Source organism: Arthrobacter sp. MAHUQ-56 (assembly GCF_019710585.1).
In the GTDB taxonomy this organism is placed as follows: Bacteria; Actinomycetota; Actinomycetes; order Actinomycetales; family Micrococcaceae; genus Arthrobacter.
In genome coordinates this window covers 135,655-152,011 of the sequence record NZ_JAIFZQ010000020.1, presented here as the reverse complement: position 1 = coordinate 152,011, position 16,357 = coordinate 135,655, and the positions used below count along the sequence as shown (strand labels likewise).

General features: G+C 67.8%; 14 protein-coding genes. 6 read left to right on the top strand and 8 right to left on the bottom strand.

From position 1 onward, the window contains the following. Position 1 precedes the first annotated feature (1 nt). Positions 2 to 946 carry a carbohydrate ABC transporter permease gene (locus K4G53_RS13065; protein WP_221386129.1) on the bottom strand — a complete coding sequence of 315 codons (945 nt, stop codon included), beginning with the start codon at positions 944 to 946 and terminating at the stop codon, positions 2 to 4. A 4-nt stretch (positions 947 to 950) separates the two neighbouring features. Next, positions 951 to 2,087 carry an extracellular solute-binding protein gene (locus tag K4G53_RS13060; protein ID WP_260323591.1) on the bottom strand — a complete coding sequence of 379 codons (1,137 nt, stop codon included), beginning with the start codon at positions 2,085 to 2,087 and terminating at the stop codon, positions 951 to 953. A gap of 302 nt (positions 2,088 to 2,389) precedes the next feature. On the opposite strand from K4G53_RS13060, the gene K4G53_RS13055 reads away from it, so the two are divergent. The 4 genes from K4G53_RS13055 (at position 2,390) to K4G53_RS13040 (ending at position 6,003) form a co-directional block, all read left to right on the top strand. After that, positions 2,390 to 2,830, top strand: a complete 441-nt coding sequence (locus K4G53_RS13055; protein WP_221386906.1) for a VOC family protein — start codon at positions 2,390 to 2,392, stop codon at positions 2,828 to 2,830. A 22-nt stretch (positions 2,831 to 2,852) separates the two neighbouring features. Beyond that, positions 2,853 to 3,821, top strand: coding sequence for a 1,4-dihydroxy-2-naphthoyl-CoA synthase (locus tag K4G53_RS13050; RefSeq protein ID WP_221386127.1), 969 nt, complete (start codon positions 2,853 to 2,855; stop codon positions 3,819 to 3,821). A gap of 13 nt (positions 3,822 to 3,834) precedes the next feature. After that, on the top strand, positions 3,835 to 5,046 hold the full coding sequence (locus tag K4G53_RS13045) for an AMP-binding protein (protein ID WP_221386126.1): 1,212 nt from the start codon (positions 3,835 to 3,837) through the stop codon (positions 5,044 to 5,046). A 75-nt stretch (positions 5,047 to 5,121) separates the two neighbouring features. Continuing rightward, on the top strand, positions 5,122 to 6,003 hold the full coding sequence (locus K4G53_RS13040; RefSeq protein ID WP_221386125.1) for a 1,4-dihydroxy-2-naphthoate polyprenyltransferase: 882 nt from the start codon (positions 5,122 to 5,124) through the stop codon (positions 6,001 to 6,003). Here K4G53_RS13040 and K4G53_RS13035 read toward each other — a convergent pair. Beyond that, positions 6,000 to 6,305 carry a DUF4229 domain-containing protein gene (locus K4G53_RS13035; RefSeq protein WP_221386124.1) on the bottom strand — a complete coding sequence of 102 codons (306 nt, stop codon included), beginning with the start codon at positions 6,303 to 6,305 and terminating at the stop codon, positions 6,000 to 6,002. The two genes, K4G53_RS13040 and K4G53_RS13035, sit on opposite strands and share 4 nt — an antisense overlap. A 61-nt stretch (positions 6,306 to 6,366) precedes the next feature. Here K4G53_RS13035 and K4G53_RS13030 point away from each other — a divergent pair, with 61 nt between their 5' ends. Both K4G53_RS13030 and K4G53_RS13025 read left to right on the top strand, forming a co-directional pair. Then, positions 6,367 to 6,756, top strand: coding sequence for a PLD nuclease N-terminal domain-containing protein (locus K4G53_RS13030; protein WP_221386123.1), 390 nt, complete (start codon positions 6,367 to 6,369; stop codon positions 6,754 to 6,756). A gap of 5 nt (positions 6,757 to 6,761) precedes the next feature. Further along, the gene (locus K4G53_RS13025; protein WP_260323590.1) at positions 6,762 to 7,325 is read left to right on the top strand and encodes a hypothetical protein; all 564 of its coding nucleotides are present in this window, start codon (positions 6,762 to 6,764) and stop codon (positions 7,323 to 7,325) included. Here the strand turns inward: K4G53_RS13025 and K4G53_RS13020 are convergent. From K4G53_RS13020 to K4G53_RS13000, 5 genes are all read right to left on the bottom strand, one after another. Next, a complete protein-coding gene (locus K4G53_RS13020) occupies positions 7,322 to 8,803 on the bottom strand; it encodes a dynamin family protein (protein ID WP_221386122.1) in 1,482 nt (493 codons plus the stop codon). The genes K4G53_RS13025 and K4G53_RS13020 overlap by 4 nt on opposite strands. Then, positions 8,800 to 10,683, bottom strand: coding sequence for a dynamin family protein (locus tag K4G53_RS13015; RefSeq protein WP_221386121.1), 1,884 nt, complete (start codon positions 10,681 to 10,683; stop codon positions 8,800 to 8,802). Before K4G53_RS13015 ends, K4G53_RS13020 begins: the two co-directional genes overlap by 4 nt. A gap of 63 nt (positions 10,684 to 10,746) precedes the next feature. Then, positions 10,747 to 11,775: an IniB N-terminal domain-containing protein gene (locus tag K4G53_RS13010; RefSeq protein WP_221386120.1), complete on the bottom strand. Its 1,029-nt coding sequence runs from the start codon at positions 11,773 to 11,775 to the stop codon at positions 10,747 to 10,749. 160 nt (positions 11,776 to 11,935) lie between these two features. Further along, the gene (locus tag K4G53_RS13005; RefSeq protein WP_221386904.1) at positions 11,936 to 13,918 is read right to left on the bottom strand and encodes a LuxR C-terminal-related transcriptional regulator; all 1,983 of its coding nucleotides are present in this window, start codon (positions 13,916 to 13,918) and stop codon (positions 11,936 to 11,938) included. 163 nt (positions 13,919 to 14,081) lie between these two features. Further along, positions 14,082 to 16,196, bottom strand: coding sequence for an Hsp70 family protein (locus tag K4G53_RS13000; protein WP_221386119.1), 2,115 nt, complete (start codon positions 16,194 to 16,196; stop codon positions 14,082 to 14,084). Positions 16,197 to 16,357: the final 161 nt, after the last annotated feature.

Genomic DNA, 16,357 nt, shown 5'->3' with positions numbered 1-16,357 from the left:
GTCAGCCCTTCTTCCGGTTAAACCGCAGCTGGATGAGTGCGATGGCCAGCAGGACCGCCATCAGCACCATGGAGGCGGCGCTGGCGTAGCCCACCTTGGACTGCTCAAAACCGGTTTTGTAGATGTACTGCACGATCAGGGTGTTCTGCGTTCCGGGTCCGCCGCCGGTCAAAGCCTGGATCATGGCGAATTCCTTCATGGCGTGGATGGTGGAGAGCAGGATGACCATGAACGACGTCGGCGCAATGCCCGGGAGCGTCACGTGCCGGAAACGCTGCCATGCGTTGGCCCCGTCCAGCTCTGCTGCTTCCAGCAGGGCCTCCGGGATGTTCTTCAGGGCCGCGATGAACAGCAGCATGTTGAAGGCCGTCCCGCCCCACGCCGACGCAAAGATGACGACCGCCAGGGCGAGGTCACCATTGCTGGACCACGGCAGGGGGTTGCCGCCGAGGGTAGAGATGACGAAGTTGACGAAACCGAAGTCCTGGCCGAAGAGCCACTTCCAGATGACGCCCACAACGATCGGCGAGATGAGCCAGGGCAGGAAGATCACGATCTTTGCCGCGGTGCGTCCCCTGACCGCCCGGCTGACCAGCAGCGCCGCCACGCCCAGCGAGCAGGCGTACACCAGCGGAACGGAAAGGATCGTGTAAACGAAGGTCCGGCCCAATGCCGCATAGAAACTTCCGTCCGCGAAGAGCTTCTGGAAGTTGGCGAGGCCAATGAAATGAAGCTTTCCGATCCCGCGGTAGTCCGTGAAGGAGTACAGCATGCCCAGCGCACCGGGCCAGACGAAGAAGACCAGGAAGAGCACCACGTTGACGCCGATCAGGACCAGCGGGGCGATGACGTAGCGGTTACGGCGCTTCTGCGCCGACTTGCTGCCGGCTGGCCGCGGCGCCGGTGTTTCGGGCGCCGCGACCGTGCTGATGGTTGGTTGCGCCACGGGATCAGGCCCCGTTGTAGAGCTTCACGATGTTGTCCACCGTGGTTTTCGCGTCTTGGCTGCCCGAAAGCATTTTGACGGTTTCCTCGCGGAGCGGGTCTCCGGAGAACGGGGTTTCCGCGTAAGCCTCGGCCACCACGCGCTTGATGGCGTTGTCACCCTTGGCATCGTTTTCGGCGATCTGTTGCTGGTACAGCTCAAAGGAGGGTTGCTGGAACTGGTACTCCACCTTGAGGTCTTTGGCGGGGAGGTAGCCGCCCAGCTGCGCGAACGCGGTGTAGTTGGCGTCGTCGTAAAACCAGTCGATGAACTTCTTGGCTTCCTCGTCGGCGCCGGTGTCCTTGAAAGCGATCATGAAACCGCCGCCGAGGTTGGTGGCGTTGACTTCCTTCTTCGGCAGCGGCACGGACAACCACTCGAAGTCCTTGATGTTCTTGTTGAAGTCCGCCACCTGCCAGCTGCCGGAGTAGTACGCGGCAACCTGGCCACTCTTGAACATGGCGTTGCCGTCCTCGCCGCTGAGCCAGACGGACTTGGGCATGGTCTGGTCGTCGTTGATCTTCCTGAAGTACTCCAGCGTTTCCACGGCTTTGCTGTCGCCGGCGTACTTGCCGTTCTCCTTGGCGAATGCGGTGCTGCCGAACTCGTACATCATGGCGCGCAGCCGGTGGCCGGAGCGGTCCATGACGAAGCCGTATTTGGCACCGGCCTTTTCGCGGACTTCGTTGACGGCTGCAACGAATTCATCCCACGTCCAGGTGCTGTCGATTGCCGTGGGGAACTTGACGCCGGCTTTGTCGAACAGGCTTTTATTCACGAACAGGCCTACCGCGGTCAGGTCGGACGGGATGGCGGGAATGATGCCGTCCGGGGACTCCTGCAAATACTTCTCGTCGATGCCGTGGGCCTTGGCGATGTCGGAAAGGTCCTGGAGCTGGGTGGCCCAGAGCGGATCGAGGCCGGTTACGCGGGCCAGTGCCGGGAGGTCGTTGGCGGTGGCGGCGTTCTTCAGCTTGGTGGTGATGTCCGCGGTGGGAACGTCGACCACTTCGATGGTGATGCCGGTGGCTTCCTTGTACTTCTTCGCGGCCGCCGCGAAAGCGCCACCCTGATTGGTGTCGCCCGAAAGAATGAGCTGCAAGGTCTTGGCGCCCCCCTCAGAGGAACCCCCTCCTCCGCCACCGCAGGCCGTAAGGCCCGCGGCCAGCGCTGACAGTCCGAAGGTCGTCAGTCCAAACTGGCGACGGGTGATGCTGGAGATTCTTGTCTGCTCTGACAATGCTCTTTCCTGTCTCTCGCTTGAGGGGAAGGAAAACCCTTTCCGCTCCACACTGTGACTTATGTCATGACATAAAGTCAAGAATACTTTTCAGCGTTGGAGGAAGTCGGATGCCCTTCGAACAGACCTTCCGCAAGCCGCGCCTGCCGCTTTACGGTGGTGGCATGGGACTGAACATCCAGATCGTCATCGATTCAGCAAAGCCGCACGAACTTGCCGACTGGTGGGCCGAAACCCTGCAGTGGGAAGTGGAGCCGCAGGACGCGGACTTCATCAGGTCCATGATCGAGCAGGGCTATGCTACCGAGGGCCAGACCATGACCCACCGGGGAAACCTCGTGTGGAAGGACGGGGCCGCCATCCGCCCGCCCGAGGAGATCGAGGCGAAGGCACCTGAGCGCCGCATGCTGTTCCAGACGGTGCCGGAGGGCAAGACCGTCAAGAACCGGGTGCACTGGGACGTGCGACTGGACGGCCGGGACAAGGACGAGGTACGCCGCGAACTCGAAGCGCGGGGAGCAAGGTTCCTCTGGACTGCGCACCAGGGGCCGCATTCCTGGCACACGATGGCGGACCCCGAGGGCAACGAGTTCTGCATCAGCTGAGCCCGATTACTAGACTTGGACGGTGAGCAACCAGATCCCCGCCCCGGTGTCCGACGTCTTCGATCCCACCCGCTGGCGGGAGGTGTCCGGTTTCGAGGACTTCCAGGACATGACCTACCACCGGCAGGTGGAGCGGGATTCCGGCGGCGGCTGGGTGCGCGACCTGCCCACGGTCAGGATCGCATTCAACCGGCCCGAGGTCCGCAACGCGTTCCGGCCCGGGACGGTGGATGAGCTGTACCGCGCCATGGACCACGCCCGGATGACGCCCGACGTCGCCACGGTCCTGCTCACCGGCAACGGCCCCTCCCCCAAGGACGGCGGGCATTCGTTCTGCTCGGGCGGGGACCAGCGCATCCGCGGCAGGGACGGCTACCGGTACGTAGTACAAAACACAGCCGACGGCGACACCCAGGAAACGATCGACCCCGCGCGTGCCGGCCGGCTCCACATCCTGGAAGTCCAGCGGCTCATGCGCACCATGCCCAAGGTGGTCATCGCCGTCGTCAACGGCTGGGCAGCCGGCGGAGGGCACTCGCTGCACGTGGTGGCGGACCTCACCATCGCTTCACGGCAGCACGGCAAGTTCAAGCAGACGGACGCCACGGTGGGAAGTTTCGACGCCGGCTACGGCTCCGCGCTGCTGGCCCGCCAGGTGGGGCAAAAGACCGCCCGCGAGATTTTCTTCCTGGCCCGCGAATATTCCGCTGAAGACATGGTCCGCATGGGGGCGGTGAACGAGGCCGTGGACCACGAACGCCTGGAAGAGGTTGCCCTCGAATACGCGGCGGACATCGCCCGGCAGTCCCCCCAGGCCATCCGAATGCTGAAGTTCGCCTTCAACCTCGCCGACGACGGCCTGGCCGGCCAGCAGGTCTTCGCCGGCGAAGCCACCCGCCTGGCATACATGACCGACGAAGCCGTGGAAGGCAAGGAGGCCTTCCTGCAAAAACGCGACCCCGACTGGTCACGCTTCCCGCACTACTTCTAAGGCAGGACGGCATATGAACAGCGAAACTTCCCCCGACCAGGGCCCGGGCGGTCCCCTCAACATCGAGCCTGCCCTGAAAGCCCTGGCGGCCGCGCTTCACGGCGAGGGCCCCGCCGTCGAACTGTCCGTTGGCCCCGACGGCAGCCTCGTCGTGGGGCACGTGGAGACCCCCGGGTGCGACGACGCCGTGGCAGTGGTCCGCACCTCCGGCTCCACCGGCACGCCCAAGGCAACGTTGTTGACGGTGGAATCGCTGGCGGCATCCTCCATGGCCACGGCGCTGCGGCTCAAGGGCGAGGGCCAATGGCTCCTGGCGCTGCCCGTGCAGTTCGTCGCCGGCATCCAGGTGCTGGTGCGGTCCCTGTTCGCCGGCACCCGCCCCTGGGTCATGGACATGTCCGGCGGCTTTACGCCGGAGGCCTTCACCGCCGCCGCCCTGGAACTGACGGACAAGATCCGTTTCACCTCCCTGGTGCCCACCCAGCTGCAGCGGCTCCTCGACGACCCGTCGCCGGACACCCTCGCGGTGCTCCGCAGGTTCAACGCCATCCTGTTGGGTGGCGCCCCGGCACCGGCATCCCTGCTGGCGGCTGCCCGCGAAGCCGGCGTCCGGGTGGTCACCACGTACGGTTCGGCGGAAACCTCGGGCGGCTGCGTGTACGACGGCTACCCGCTGGAAGGCGTGTCCGTCCGGGTGGATGGGGACGGCAGGATCCTGCTGGGCGGGGACACCGTCGCCGCCGGCTACATCGAAGCGCCGGATGAGGAAACCGGGACCTTCTTCGAGGAGGACGGCGTGCGCTGGTTCCGCACCAGCGACCTTGGCAGGATCGACGACGACGGCCGGCTCACCGTGCTGGGCCGGGCCGACGACGTGATCATCACCGGCGGCGTCAAGGTGTCCGCCGCCCAGTTGCAGGAAGAGCTGGAAAAGTCCGACGCCGTCAGCGCAGCTTTCGTGGCAGGCGTCCCTTCCGCGGAATGGGGCCAGGCGGTGGCGGCATACGTCGCACTGGCCGGGGACGGCGCTGCTGCACAGGATGCGGCGGGGCCGGACAAAGCCGGGGACACCGCCGTCGTCCTCCAGCAGCAATGGCGCGGCACGCTGGGGGTCCTGGCGCCCAAAACCGTCCTCGCCGCACCCGCCCTCCGGATGTTGCCCAACGGCAAGCCGGACCGGCTGGCCATGACCGCCGAACTCAGTGCCCTGCACGAAGGAAAGTAAAGTGGACCTGCACCCCCGCGGCGGGTGCGCCCGTTCCATCCTGCCGTCCTACCGAAACAACATGAGGTACTAACCGTGGCCACAGCCACCCAATGGATCCAAGGCGCCCGGCTCAGGACGCTGCCCGCAGCGATCGCGCCGGTGCTGATCGGCTCTGCCGCCGCCTACGAGATGGACTCGTTCCTTCTGCCCAATGCCATCCTCGCGGCGCTGGTGGCGCTGCTGCTCCAGGTGGGCGTGAATTTCGCGAACGACTACTCCGACGGCATCCGCGGCACGGACGACGACCGGGTGGGTCCGCTGCGGCTGGTGGGCTCTGGAGCGGCCAAGCCGGAGCACGTCAAGTGGGCGGCCCTCGGCACGTTCGCGCTTGCCATGGTGTTCGGCCTGGTCCTGGTGCTCCTCACCCAGGCATGGTGGCTGATCCTGGTGGGGCTCGGCTGCGTCATGGCGGCCTGGGGCTACACGGGCGGTAAGAACCCGTACGGCTACATGGGCCTGGGCGACCTTTTCGTGTTCGTGTTCTTCGGCCTGGTGGCCACGCTCGGCACCACTTACACCCAGGCCGGGCAGATCAACCTGTCCGCGGTGATTGGCGCCATCGGCACGGGGCTGATTGCCACGGCGCTGCTGATGGCCAACAACGTCCGGGACATCCCCACGGACATGCAGGCGGGCAAGAAGACCCTGGCCGTGCGGCTGGGCGACAAGCACGCACGCGAAAGCTACGTCCTGATGCTCGCCGTCGCGATCCTGCTGGTGGTGGTCCTGGCCCCCGGTCGGCCGTGGATCCTGATCGTGCTGCTGCTCATCCCGGCGTGCCTGATGCCTGCCTGGCTGATGATCAACGGCCGCAAACGCAAGAGCCTGATCCCGGTCCTGAAGCAGACCGGCCTGATCAACCTCGGCTACAGCCTGCTGTTCTCACTGGGCCTGGTGCTCAACCACGGGTTCTAGTTCTTCTCGCCCTTGGCGTTGTTGATGGCGATGTCCGGGTTGGCGTCGAGCAGGGCGTCCTCGGCGTTGGCGTCCTGGATCTCGCCCGCTGAACGCAGCGGCTTGGCCTTGCCGGAAAAGCGGTGCTGCAGGGCGGCCGTGGCGGCGTCCCGCTGCTTCTGGAAGAACAGGTAGCTGATGGCAAAGGCAATCAGCGCGGCGCAGATCACGGACATCAGCACCCCAAGCTGGAGGAGTGCAAACAGCACGAACAGGGGCACAAAGAGCGCCAGCCGGATCAGGGAATATTTCAAAAAGGCCACTATCCAAGTTTAGCGGCCCCCACCGGCGGCCCCTGCCCGTCCTGACGATAGACTTAATGGCATGCTCTTCCGTGTGGCTTTGGCCGTGGCAGTCCTCGTCATCTTTGTGTATGGCCTGGTGGACGTGATCCGCACCGAGGGCCGGCTCACCCGGGGAATTTCCAAACCGGCCTGGATCATCGTGATGATCATCCTTCCCGTCCTGGGCGCAATCTTGTGGCTGCTGATCGGCAGGCCACGGGGCACCCGTCCCCAGCCGCAGGCATTTGCGCACCCCACCGCGCCGGACGACGACCCGGACTTCCTGCGCAACCTCGAAGCCCGCCGCCGCAACCAGGCCGAGGCCGAGCGCCTGAGGAAGCTCAAGGACGAACTGGATGCCAAGGCCCGGGAGAACAACGGCAAGGGCCAGCGGGGGACCGACGAACACGATACCGACGGACTGAAATAAGCCACATGGCGTTCCAACCCGGCGGAGAAGAGCGGCGCGTGCCCGCTCCCCCGCCGCGGCCCGGCCCCTCCTACTCAGGCCCGCCGCCCATACCGGCGGTCCCGGCACCTCCGCGCGCTGTCCGCGCCGCCCGGAGGCTGTGGCTGGCCAGCTTCGTGGCCGGGCTTGCCGTGCTCGCCGGCTCTTTCCTGACCCGCGACTCACACCTGCGGCGGCTGCACGGCGTGGTGGAGGACATGGCCCCGGGCAGCAGCGCCGGCGCCGTGGGTGCCGCCGCGGATACGGTCTTCTGGGGAAGCATTGCGGGCCTGCTGCTGTTCATCCTTCTCGAAGCCGCGGTGTTGGCCCTGGTGATGGGCCGCCGGAGGCGGGCCCGCTGGGCGCTGGTCCCACTGCTGGCGGGCCATGCGCTGGTCCTGCTGGTGGCGTCTTCCTTCCTGCTGCCGGAGGGCGACGCCGGCGGCCATGTGGTGCTGCTGTGGGCAGGTGCGCTGGTCCTGGCGTGTGTGGGCCTGGTGCTCCTGTTCCTGCCCTCGGCCGGCGCCTGGCTCACGCCGCCCAAGCCTTAGGCCACCTTGGCGCCGGACAGCTCCGCCAGCATGCCCTCGCAGCTGCGGATCACCACCCGGCATGTCTCCAGCGCCGAATGGGCGGTCAGCGGGTTGCCGGCCAGCTCCCGCCAGCGGGCAAGGCAGGACCGGGCCTCGGCTGCCAGTTCCGCGGCGCCGGCGTCCGGGGCAAGTCCCAACCGGAGGGACACCGCGGCGCCCTGGCCGCCGATGAGCCGCTCCGCCTCGGCTGCCAGCTCGGGGGAAATCTCCACCGCGGTGCTCCGCAGGTCCGCCAGCAACCGAAGTTCGCGGAACTCGTGGGCGCTGGCCTGCAACCGTTCAAGCGCCGCAGCAAGGGCCTCGGTCCCCTGCCTGGGACGCGTGTGCAGGAGGTTCTCCACTGCCGCCACCGCAGTCCGCGCTTTCAAGGCCTCCGCCCTTGCCTGGAACTGGCGGTCCAGCAGCTCCAGCAGCGCATCCAGCCCGCTGCGGCGGGCCAGCTCATGCGCCAGCGGGGTGGGGTCCGGGAAGCCGTTGCGGATCAGGACCGCTGCCAGGCGGATCCCGAAAAGCCCGTAGCGCTCCAGCAGGGACGTCCTGGCCTCCACGGTCAGTCCCTCCGGGTCCGTCGACCGGCGGAACCTGTCGGCGGAGAGCATCATCCGCTCGCGGGCTTCACGGTCCGTTCCCGCGAGCACCTGCAGGGACTCGAAGTCGGCCTGGCGCAGGGTCCGTGCGCTCTGGGCCAGGAGCCCGGCCACCGGAACCACCCCCAGCGCCAGCTTCCGCAGGCTGTTGTCACGGCTGTACCTGTCGGCGATGACCGCTGCCGAAATGAGTGAATCTATGCGCCCCGCACCCACTTCATCGGCGCGGGAAAGCACCGCGATGGCGTTGACCGTGCCGGGGCGGCCCGCCCCGTCGTCGTGGAACGACTCCAGGAACCGCAGATCGGAGGCGTGCAGGTGCCGCATCAGGTAGATGACGGCGTCGGCTTCCGACGGCGCATCCTCCGGGGCCAGGAACTGCGTGGACCTCGCAGACACATCCTGGGACAGGGAGGCGATCCCGGGGGTATCGATGAGGGTCATGCTGAGCAGGGCCGGGGACGGCCACTCGACGTCGAGCCGGTCCACGTCCTCGGCCCGCGCACCGTCCAGGACGAAGACCAGGCGGCCGTTGGCCCGCTTGAGCGGCAGGATCCTGGGTTCCCCCGACTTTGGGTACAAGGTGATCCGGGGTGTGTGTCCGTGCCGGTACCACGTGACGATCCTGGTGCATTCCCCTGTGTCGGTGGGGGCGATCTCTTCGCCCACGATGGCATTCAGGAGCGTGGATTTGCCCGCCTTGACCATCCCGGCGATGGCAACGCGCAGGGGTTCGGCAAGCCGCCGCCGGTATCGTTCCAGTTCCTCGACGGCCGCGGGCTCATCCCGGTAGGCGTCCAGCGCCTCTTGGAGCAAGGCTGCGGCGCGGGCCGTGGGGGACGCCGTCATGCCACCCCCGCTGCCGAGGGCGCCCCCACCGCCACGCCGGCGGCCACCGCTTCCGCCGCCCGGTGAAGGGCATCGACCTTCTGCAGTTCTGCCCTGATCTCCCGGATCCGCCCCTCCTTTTCCCGCGCGTAGGAGTTGGCCGCCTTCTGCGCTGCGGCGACCGAGTCCGCCAGTGACCGGTGGTACTCGTCCGCAATCCCCGTGAAGTGGTCACGGATGGTCCGCTGCACCAACCGCAGCCGGTCCTTTAGTTGCTTTCCCACCTGGAAGGTCACGTCGTCAAGCTGGCGCCGCACCAGAGCTTTGGCTTCGCCCTGGCGGCGTTTCAGCCGAACTTCCTTGTCCTCACGGTAGGCCTTGCGGCCCAGCAGCAACCCGGCACCGACGGACAGGGGGTTGATCAGGGCCATGCCGAAAATACCCGTCAGGAGACCGAACATCAGGATGCCGCCGTAGGAGCCGCGCATCCCGATCAGGACCTTCTGCACGGGGTTCACGCGCCCGGGATCCAGCCCGGGCATTCCATCCACCGGGTCCAGGGCGTCGCCGGAGTCGGAGACATGCAGCACCGGCAGCGACACCTCGTCAGCGGCGAAGTGTTCGGCCACCTGGGCGGCCAGCCACTGGGACCGCTCGCTGGTCCACACAAAGGTATCGGAGATTGCGGCCGCCACGGATTCCTCCAGCCACTGCGAAAACTGCGGCCAGACCGGCCCGGGGTCCCCTTGGTCGATGGCCGATTCGGCGTCCCGCTGGATCCGGCGGAGGCGGTCCCGGAGGTCGTATTCCATGTCGGCGATGAGGTCGTTGATGCCGTCGCTGAGCGTGAGCTGCCACCGGGCGGACCGTTTCCGGAGTTCATCGGCCTCAGCCTTGGCGTGTTCCAGGGCGGCCACCATGTGCGGCGTCTGTTCGGGCTTTTCCATCGCCTCGAGCTCGGACTGCAGGGACAGTCGCAGGTTGCCGGTGACGGACAGCAGGTCCTGGCTGACGGAACGGCGCTGGAGCCGCTGCGCGTTCCCTACGATGTCGTTCCGGAGGTGGGTTACCAGGGCGGGAAAGCCCGACTCGGTGTTGAGCTCGGCGTCCTGCAGCCGCGAGGCCTCGAGGCGGAGGTCGGCGGACAGCGGAAACAGCGGGATGTCCGGGGCCGCGTTGTGCAGGTGCTCCCGGTCCAGTTTTTCCACCTGGCGCCAGTCCGGGTACAGGTCCGTCTTCGAGAGCACGGCGGCGACGCTGGGGGTGATGCGCATGGCTTGGCGGAGGAACCGCATTTCTGGCTCGGTGTATTCCTGCGAGGCGTCAGAGACCAGGAGCATGGCATCTGCGGTGGGAAGTGCCGTGAGGGTGGTCAAGGTGTGCGTGGAGCCCATGCCGCCCACGCCGGGCGTGTCGATAATGGTCAGGCCGCCGGTCAGCAGTTTGCGGGGCAGGCAGACCTCTGCCGCCGCCAGTTTCCTGCGGTTACCCGGATTGCCCTGTTCGGAAACGAACTCGGGGAGGTCTGCCAGGTTGATCGGCTGGCGCTCCAGGCCGTTGCCCTCCCCGCCGGCGCTGTCGGCAGCGGGGACCAGGATCGCGGCGGACGCCGGCTCGCCATAGCGGACAATCGTGGGAGTGGAGGTGGCGACGTCGTCATCCACAGGGCATACCGGGGCGTTGACCAGGGCATTGATGAGCTTGCTCTTGCCCTGCTTGAACTCCCCCACCACGATCACCCTGATGCTGGGATCCTGCAGCCGGGCCATGGCCTGGTCCAGGCGTTTGCGGAGGTCGGCCCGGTCACCGGTTCCCACCAGCTGGAGGCCTTGCTCCACCAGCCGCACCAGTTGTCCCGCCAACGCCGGGGCCGGCGGCCTTGCAGGTCCTGCTTCTGCCACAGACTGTCCTCTCCCGCGGGGCTGTGTTCCTCCCGGACCCAGTGTGTTCCCGGTTCAAGACTGTTACAGCGCAGTGGAGTCGTCAATCACCGAATCGTCGATGCCGGCCTGGTGATCCACGTCCACGTCCACGCCGGTATGGCTGGAGTTGTCCTCCGTGAAGTCGGGCTGGTTGTCGGCGGCCACCCCGTTGTCCTCCACGATGCTGGTGTCCGAATTGTCCTGGAAGGAGTCCGCCATGCTGACGTCCACGGCCGTATCGGTGGAGTTGTCCTCGTTGAAGGAGTCCTCCTGGTTGAAGGAGTCCGCCACCGCCGTGCTGAGGGAGTGGTCGGAGTTGTCCCAGGTACCGGAGTGGTCGGAATTGTCCGAATTGTCGTTAAAAGAGTCATCCATGTCGAAGGCGACGTCGGTGTTGAAGGAGTCCTCGACGCTGGTCGCTTCGTTGCCGATGCTGATGCCGGCGCCGGCGTGGAGCTGGTTGTCCGTGGAATTGTCGGTGGAACCGTCCGTGTTGTACGCGTCCCTGATGTTGTTGGAGTCCCGGACGTCCGCAGCGCCGCCGGCGGCGACGGCCTGGTCGCCGGAGGCCACCACGGCGTCGTTGTCGAACCACTGTTCCACGTCTCCGTCGGCCCAGATGTTCTGGCTCACGGACTGGTCGGTGATGGTAACCCTGTCGTCCACTATCGCGGTGCTGGCCGTGTAGGAGTAGTGGTTCACCACATGGTGCAACTGCTGGACCGCGTAGGCGTGGTCGTCGTGCCCCTGGTGGCCGCCGCCAGAGCCACCAGCACCCCCGGTGTCGCCGCCGCCGTTCCCCGCCGCGGCGGGGGAGACACTCCACCCGGTGTCCGCCGTGCCGGCACCGTTGCTGCCCGCGTGGTCATCCCTGTCGAAGGAGGCGTTGACGGTGATGGGTGCGTAATCGAGGACGACTGGCATTGCAGCGTCAACATCAGCCGAGCCGACGTTGCCCAGGCCGTGGTCCGCGAGCGCCCGCTCCGGGTTCTCCAGGAATTCCAGGGTTGCCTGCGGGTTGCCGAAAAGGTGCATCAGGAACTGGACAAGGTCGTTTGCGAGTGTTGCCATGTGCGTGGTCCTCACATCTTCTCGTTGGCGACGTCCGGCGTCGTTACCTGGTTGCTTCAAACCTAGGTTTGCCGCCGGGCACGGGCATCGGGTCCTTCCCCCTTACCCGTTGGTGCACTTCCGGGGCGCGCAGCCTCCTGCCGATAGGGGCATTAGGGGTTCATTCCTGCTGGTGGTGGTCCGGCCCGAGGGCGAGGCGCAGCCGCGCGAGCAGGTCGGACCGGTTCTCGGCACCGAGGCGGCGGCGGATGCGTGCGATGTGGTGCTCCGCTGTCCGGGGCGAGATGTAGATGGCCTCACCGATCTCCCGGTAGGTCTTTCCCTCGAGGACCAGCCTGGCCACTTCCTTCTCCCGTTCGCTCAATCCCGAGGCATCCTGCTGCACGCCGTTGCCACTGCCATCCCCTGCGGCGCTCCCCCGGGCCGCAGCCGCCCGGGACCCGCCAGTTGCGGGGGTGCCTTGCGGGTGGAGCTCCCGGGCGCAGGAAAGCAGGCGCATCATGTCCCTGCGCTCATTGGCCCGGGCGGCGGCGTGGCCAGCAAGCCGGGCCCCTTCCCACGGCATGCCAACCGCCGCGAGCCCCCGCGCTGCCGCTTCCACGTCTGCCGGCCGGAGCCGTCCGGCCAGCACGGAAACCCAGGCCTTGCCGGCGGCGGCAAAGACCGCGGCGAGATGGCTGTGCACCGAAGCCCTCGCCAGCGCCGCGGCATGCGGGGCGAGCTCTGCGGGGCTTTCGCCCAGGAGTGCGGCCTGGACGGCGGCCCAGTGCAGCGGCACGGACCACAGCAGTGGATCGCCCAGCCGGCCCAGCAGCCGCCAGGCCTCTTCCATGTGGTGCGCCACGCGGCGGCCTTCACGCAATCGGGCAGCGGCGATCATCAGTTCGCCCCAGGGCAGCAGGGCGTACAGGTCAACGGACGTGTGCAGCATCGCTTCCCGCGCCCGCTCCCAGGACCTGAGGAGCTCCGGGACGTCCCCGTTCCTGCGGGCAAGACCGACTTCCAGGGCGGCACACAGGATCTCGTCCCTGGGGACCAGTGGCCAGTGGTTCGCCTTGGACGCCTCGGTGGCTGCGAGCCGGGCGTCCTCGAGCTTGTCCTGCATCATGGCTGCCCAGCCCTGCAGCAGGAGGAGCCTGGGCTGGGCTGCATTGCCCCCCTGGTTGGCGGCGACGGCAGCACGGCAGACGGTTTCCGCCAGGTGCGGCTCGCCGCTGTGCATGGCGAGCAGGGCTGCCAGCGCGGCTGGAGTTTCGGCCAGCGGCAATGCCACCGCCGCAGAGTTCAGCATGTCCGACGCATGGATCAGGACCGGAATACCCTGCTGGGGATGATCCCCCAGGGAAGCCAGGACGCCCCGCCCGGTCTGCGCCAGGGCAGCGGCCAGGAGCGTGGGCGAAAGGGGCGGCGCGTCCGGCCGGAAAAACGCTTCCGCACCCTGCCTGTCACCGGAACCGGCCAGGGCGACGATGGCGAGGGGTGCGGACGACCCCATCCGTTCGGCGCCCAGCCAGCTGTAGACATCCGCTGCGCGTGCCAGCATGCCGCGCTGAGCCCAGACCGAAGCGGCTACATCCGCGCCGCGGCGCAGATCCGGCGGGTCAGTCCGGACCAGGAGGCTGTCGATGATCCGGGCGGCCGTATCCAGGTCGCCGTCGCCGGCCGCTGCCTGCGCGCGCCGCGCTGCGGTGCGTACTGGATCGGCTCCCGCCAGCAGTGCCTCGTCATAGAGCTGGACTGCCAGCGCGGGGTCGTGCTCCAGGGCCGTGTCCGCCGCTTCCTCCAGCTCGGCGGCCACGCGGGGATCGGCTAGGCCGCCCCTGGCGAGTTCGCGGGCGAGAATTCCCAGTGGCTGTCCGGCCGAGACGAAGACGGTAACAAGCTCGCGCTCAAGGGCATGTTTCTTGGCGGCGGGGGTCACGTCGAGCAGGGCGTGCTGCACGGTGCCCACCACCGTGCCGTCGGGCCTTAGGAGCCCGGAGGCCTCGGCGCGTTCCACCAGTTCGTCCAGGCTCTCCACGGCGCCGCTGCTGATCCTGTGCTGCAGGTCCGCCGGCAAGGGCCCGGGCAGGGCGAACCCGACCGAGAGGGCGAGCAGCAGCTCCCGCACCGCGGCGTTCGCCCCCTTCAACTGCTGGGACATCAGCTCGGCCGTGTGCGGCGGCTGCCCCTGGCGGTCCAGTTCACGATGCCGGTCCAGTTCACGATGCCGGTCCAGTTCACGATGCCGGTCCAGTTCACGATGCCCGTCCAGGTCAGGCTTTGGGGACGCCGCCTGCTGCGATTGCTGGAAATGGCCGTCCATGTCAGGCCGCCGGAAGCGTGGTCGGGGCCGTTTCGCTGGCGGTAACGGTTGATGTTGGCCCGGAGTAGGGCTCCGGGGTGGGCGTCGCCGTGGGGCCGCTCATCGGTTCAGGGGCCGGGTCGGTGGATGTGGCCGGGTCCGTGGATGTCGCTGGGTCCGTGGCGGCCGGTTCGGCTGTAGCCGGATCCGTGGCCGGCGCATCGGTTGTGGTGGACGGGTCCGGTGTTGGCGTGGCCGTTTCGGTCGTATCGCCCGGGGTTGCTTCAGGCGCCCCGGAGCCGGTCGATCCGGGCTCGCTGGTCGCGGGGTCCGTGGCCCCGGGGTCCGTAGCTCCTGAGTCCGTGGCCCCTGGGCTTGGGGTTCCAGGGTCTGGGCTGCTGGTGTCCGTGCTGCCTGGCCCGGGGGCGGAGTCCTGGACGATGCCGGTTCCCGTTCCCCCGGCCCCGCCGGGTGCACCGCCGACCATGGTCCCGTCGGCTACGGTTCCCACGGCCACCGCCCCGGTGCCCGGGACGGACGCGTCGATGCCGGCCTGGGCATCGGTGCCTTTCCTGCTGGCGCTGGCCTCGATGCCTGCGAGCGGCATGGGCGCCGGGACCGGAGCCAGGGTGCGCCCGGTGGCGCCCCCCGGAGTGCCGGCCGCTGTGGACTCAGGGGCGGCCCCGCCGTCGGATCCGGCAGAGCCTCCCGTGGTGCTGGCACCGGCCTGTGGCACAAACACCGCTGTGAGGTTGCCAAAGCCGTCGGGGCTCTGCGCCGCCGTGGCGGTGAGGACCGTTAGGAGAGCCGCCGCGGCGGCGACAGCTGTCAGCCGGACCGTGGGCGTCGGCGCGTGGGCACCCCGCTGCCCGTGGGCACCGGAAAGGGCGCCAAGGCCGGCCGGGAGTCCCGCTGGCACCGCAGTCCCATGTTGCCAGCCGGGCCGCCGCGGGATCCTGGGTGCTCCGGAGGGATCGGAGGGTCCGACGCCGGACTGGGCGGCTTCCCCGGTTGTTCCAGGCTCCGCCGCAGAGGCCAGGGCATGGGCCGCCGCCTGGTGCTCCAGCAGGGCGGCCACCGCCGCCCCGAGGCAGATCGAGGATTTGGGGTCCGCGTCGACGGCGATGGGCCGGTCCAGCTGTTCCGACACCAGCTGCGCCACCAGCGGGATGCGCGAGGACCCGCCGATCAGCAGCACTGCGGAGAGGTCTGCAGGTTCCAGGTGAAGCTGGGACAGCGATTGTTCCAGCGCATCCACCGTCTCACGGAGCGGTTCCTCGATGAGCGCCTCAAAGTCGGCCCGGACCAGGCGGACCTGTTGCTGGATTCCGGGAAGCAGCACCTGGATGCTGGCCTCGCTGTCCGCAGAGAGGGCCTCCTTCGCTTCCACGCACTCGCGCCGCAGCCTGGTGAGCGCCGGCAGCACGGTGGGGTCCTTGGGGTCGAGGCGGGCCAGGACGTCACCCGTGTGGCCGGCGACGTAACGGAAGACGGCAGCGTCGAAGTCTGCGCCGCCAAGGTCTTCGATGCCGTCGGGCCGTCCCACCAGTTCGAAGCGGCTGCTGCCGGATTTCCGCAGCACCGCAGTGTCGAAGGTGCCGCCGCCGAGGTCGTACACGGCAATGGTGCTGCCCTCCTCGACGCGCACCTGCGAGGCGTAGTGCAATGCGGCAGCCTCAGGTTCGGAAAGCAGCGTGACGTCTGCCAGGTCCTGGGCGGCGAGGGCGTCCCGGATGACCGAGAGCCGGTGGGTCCCCCAGGCCGCGGGATGGGTGAGGAAGATCGCCGACGCCGGTTCGCCCTCACGTTCTGCGGCGCGGTCGCAGACCCAGCGGGCCATGGTGGCGAACACGTCCTCCGGGCGCACGGACAACAGGCCCAGGGAGAATGGAACGTCGTCGCCGATCCGGCGCTTGAATTCGCGGACCACGCGTGCCGGGGAGTCCAGCCCGCGGCGCTCGGCCGCCTCGCCCACTAGGACGGGGCCTTCCTCGGGGTAGTACACCACCGAAGGCACAGAGGTACCCCGGAGGCCAAGGGGCAGGCACTCCGGAACAGGTGAAGCTCCCTGGTTGAAACGCACTACGGCGGCCGCCGTGAAACTGGTCCCGACATCGACGGCGAGAACGTAGCTCATGGGTACCTCGGAAAAGGCTGGTGTTTCGCCTGCAAGCTTCATCACAGGGGAACCCCACCAACGTAGCATTACCGAAGTACGGGCAACACCCCTATTTGCTACATCGAATGGTGATTTGTGGCCGCTACCGGCCGGTACTGCGGAGGTCCGCAGCAGGGGCG

Excerpts from the sequence above, each read along its gene's own strand:
- K4G53_RS13025 (WP_260323590.1), top strand. The coding sequence starts at position 6,762 with ATGGCGTTCCAACCCGGCGGAGAAGAGCGGCGCGTGCCCGCTCCCCCG.
- K4G53_RS13000 (WP_221386119.1), bottom strand. The coding sequence starts at position 16,196 with ATGAGCTACGTTCTCGCCGTCGATGTCGGGACCAGTTTCACGGCGGCC.
- K4G53_RS13005 (WP_221386904.1), bottom strand. The coding sequence starts at position 13,918 with ATGTCCCAGCAGTTGAAGGGGGCGAACGCCGCGGTGCGGGAGCTGCTG.
- K4G53_RS13030 (WP_221386123.1), top strand. The coding sequence starts at position 6,367 with ATGCTCTTCCGTGTGGCTTTGGCCGTGGCAGTCCTCGTCATCTTTGTG.
- K4G53_RS13010 (WP_221386120.1), bottom strand. The coding sequence starts at position 11,775 with ATGGCAACACTCGCAAACGACCTTGTCCAGTTCCTGATGCACCTTTTC.
- K4G53_RS13020 (WP_221386122.1), bottom strand. The coding sequence starts at position 8,803 with ATGACGGCGTCCCCCACGGCCCGCGCCGCAGCCTTGCTCCAAGAGGCG.
- K4G53_RS13045 (WP_221386126.1), top strand. The coding sequence starts at position 3,835 with ATGAACAGCGAAACTTCCCCCGACCAGGGCCCGGGCGGTCCCCTCAAC.
- K4G53_RS13055 (WP_221386906.1), top strand. The coding sequence starts at position 2,390 with ATGGGACTGAACATCCAGATCGTCATCGATTCAGCAAAGCCGCACGAA.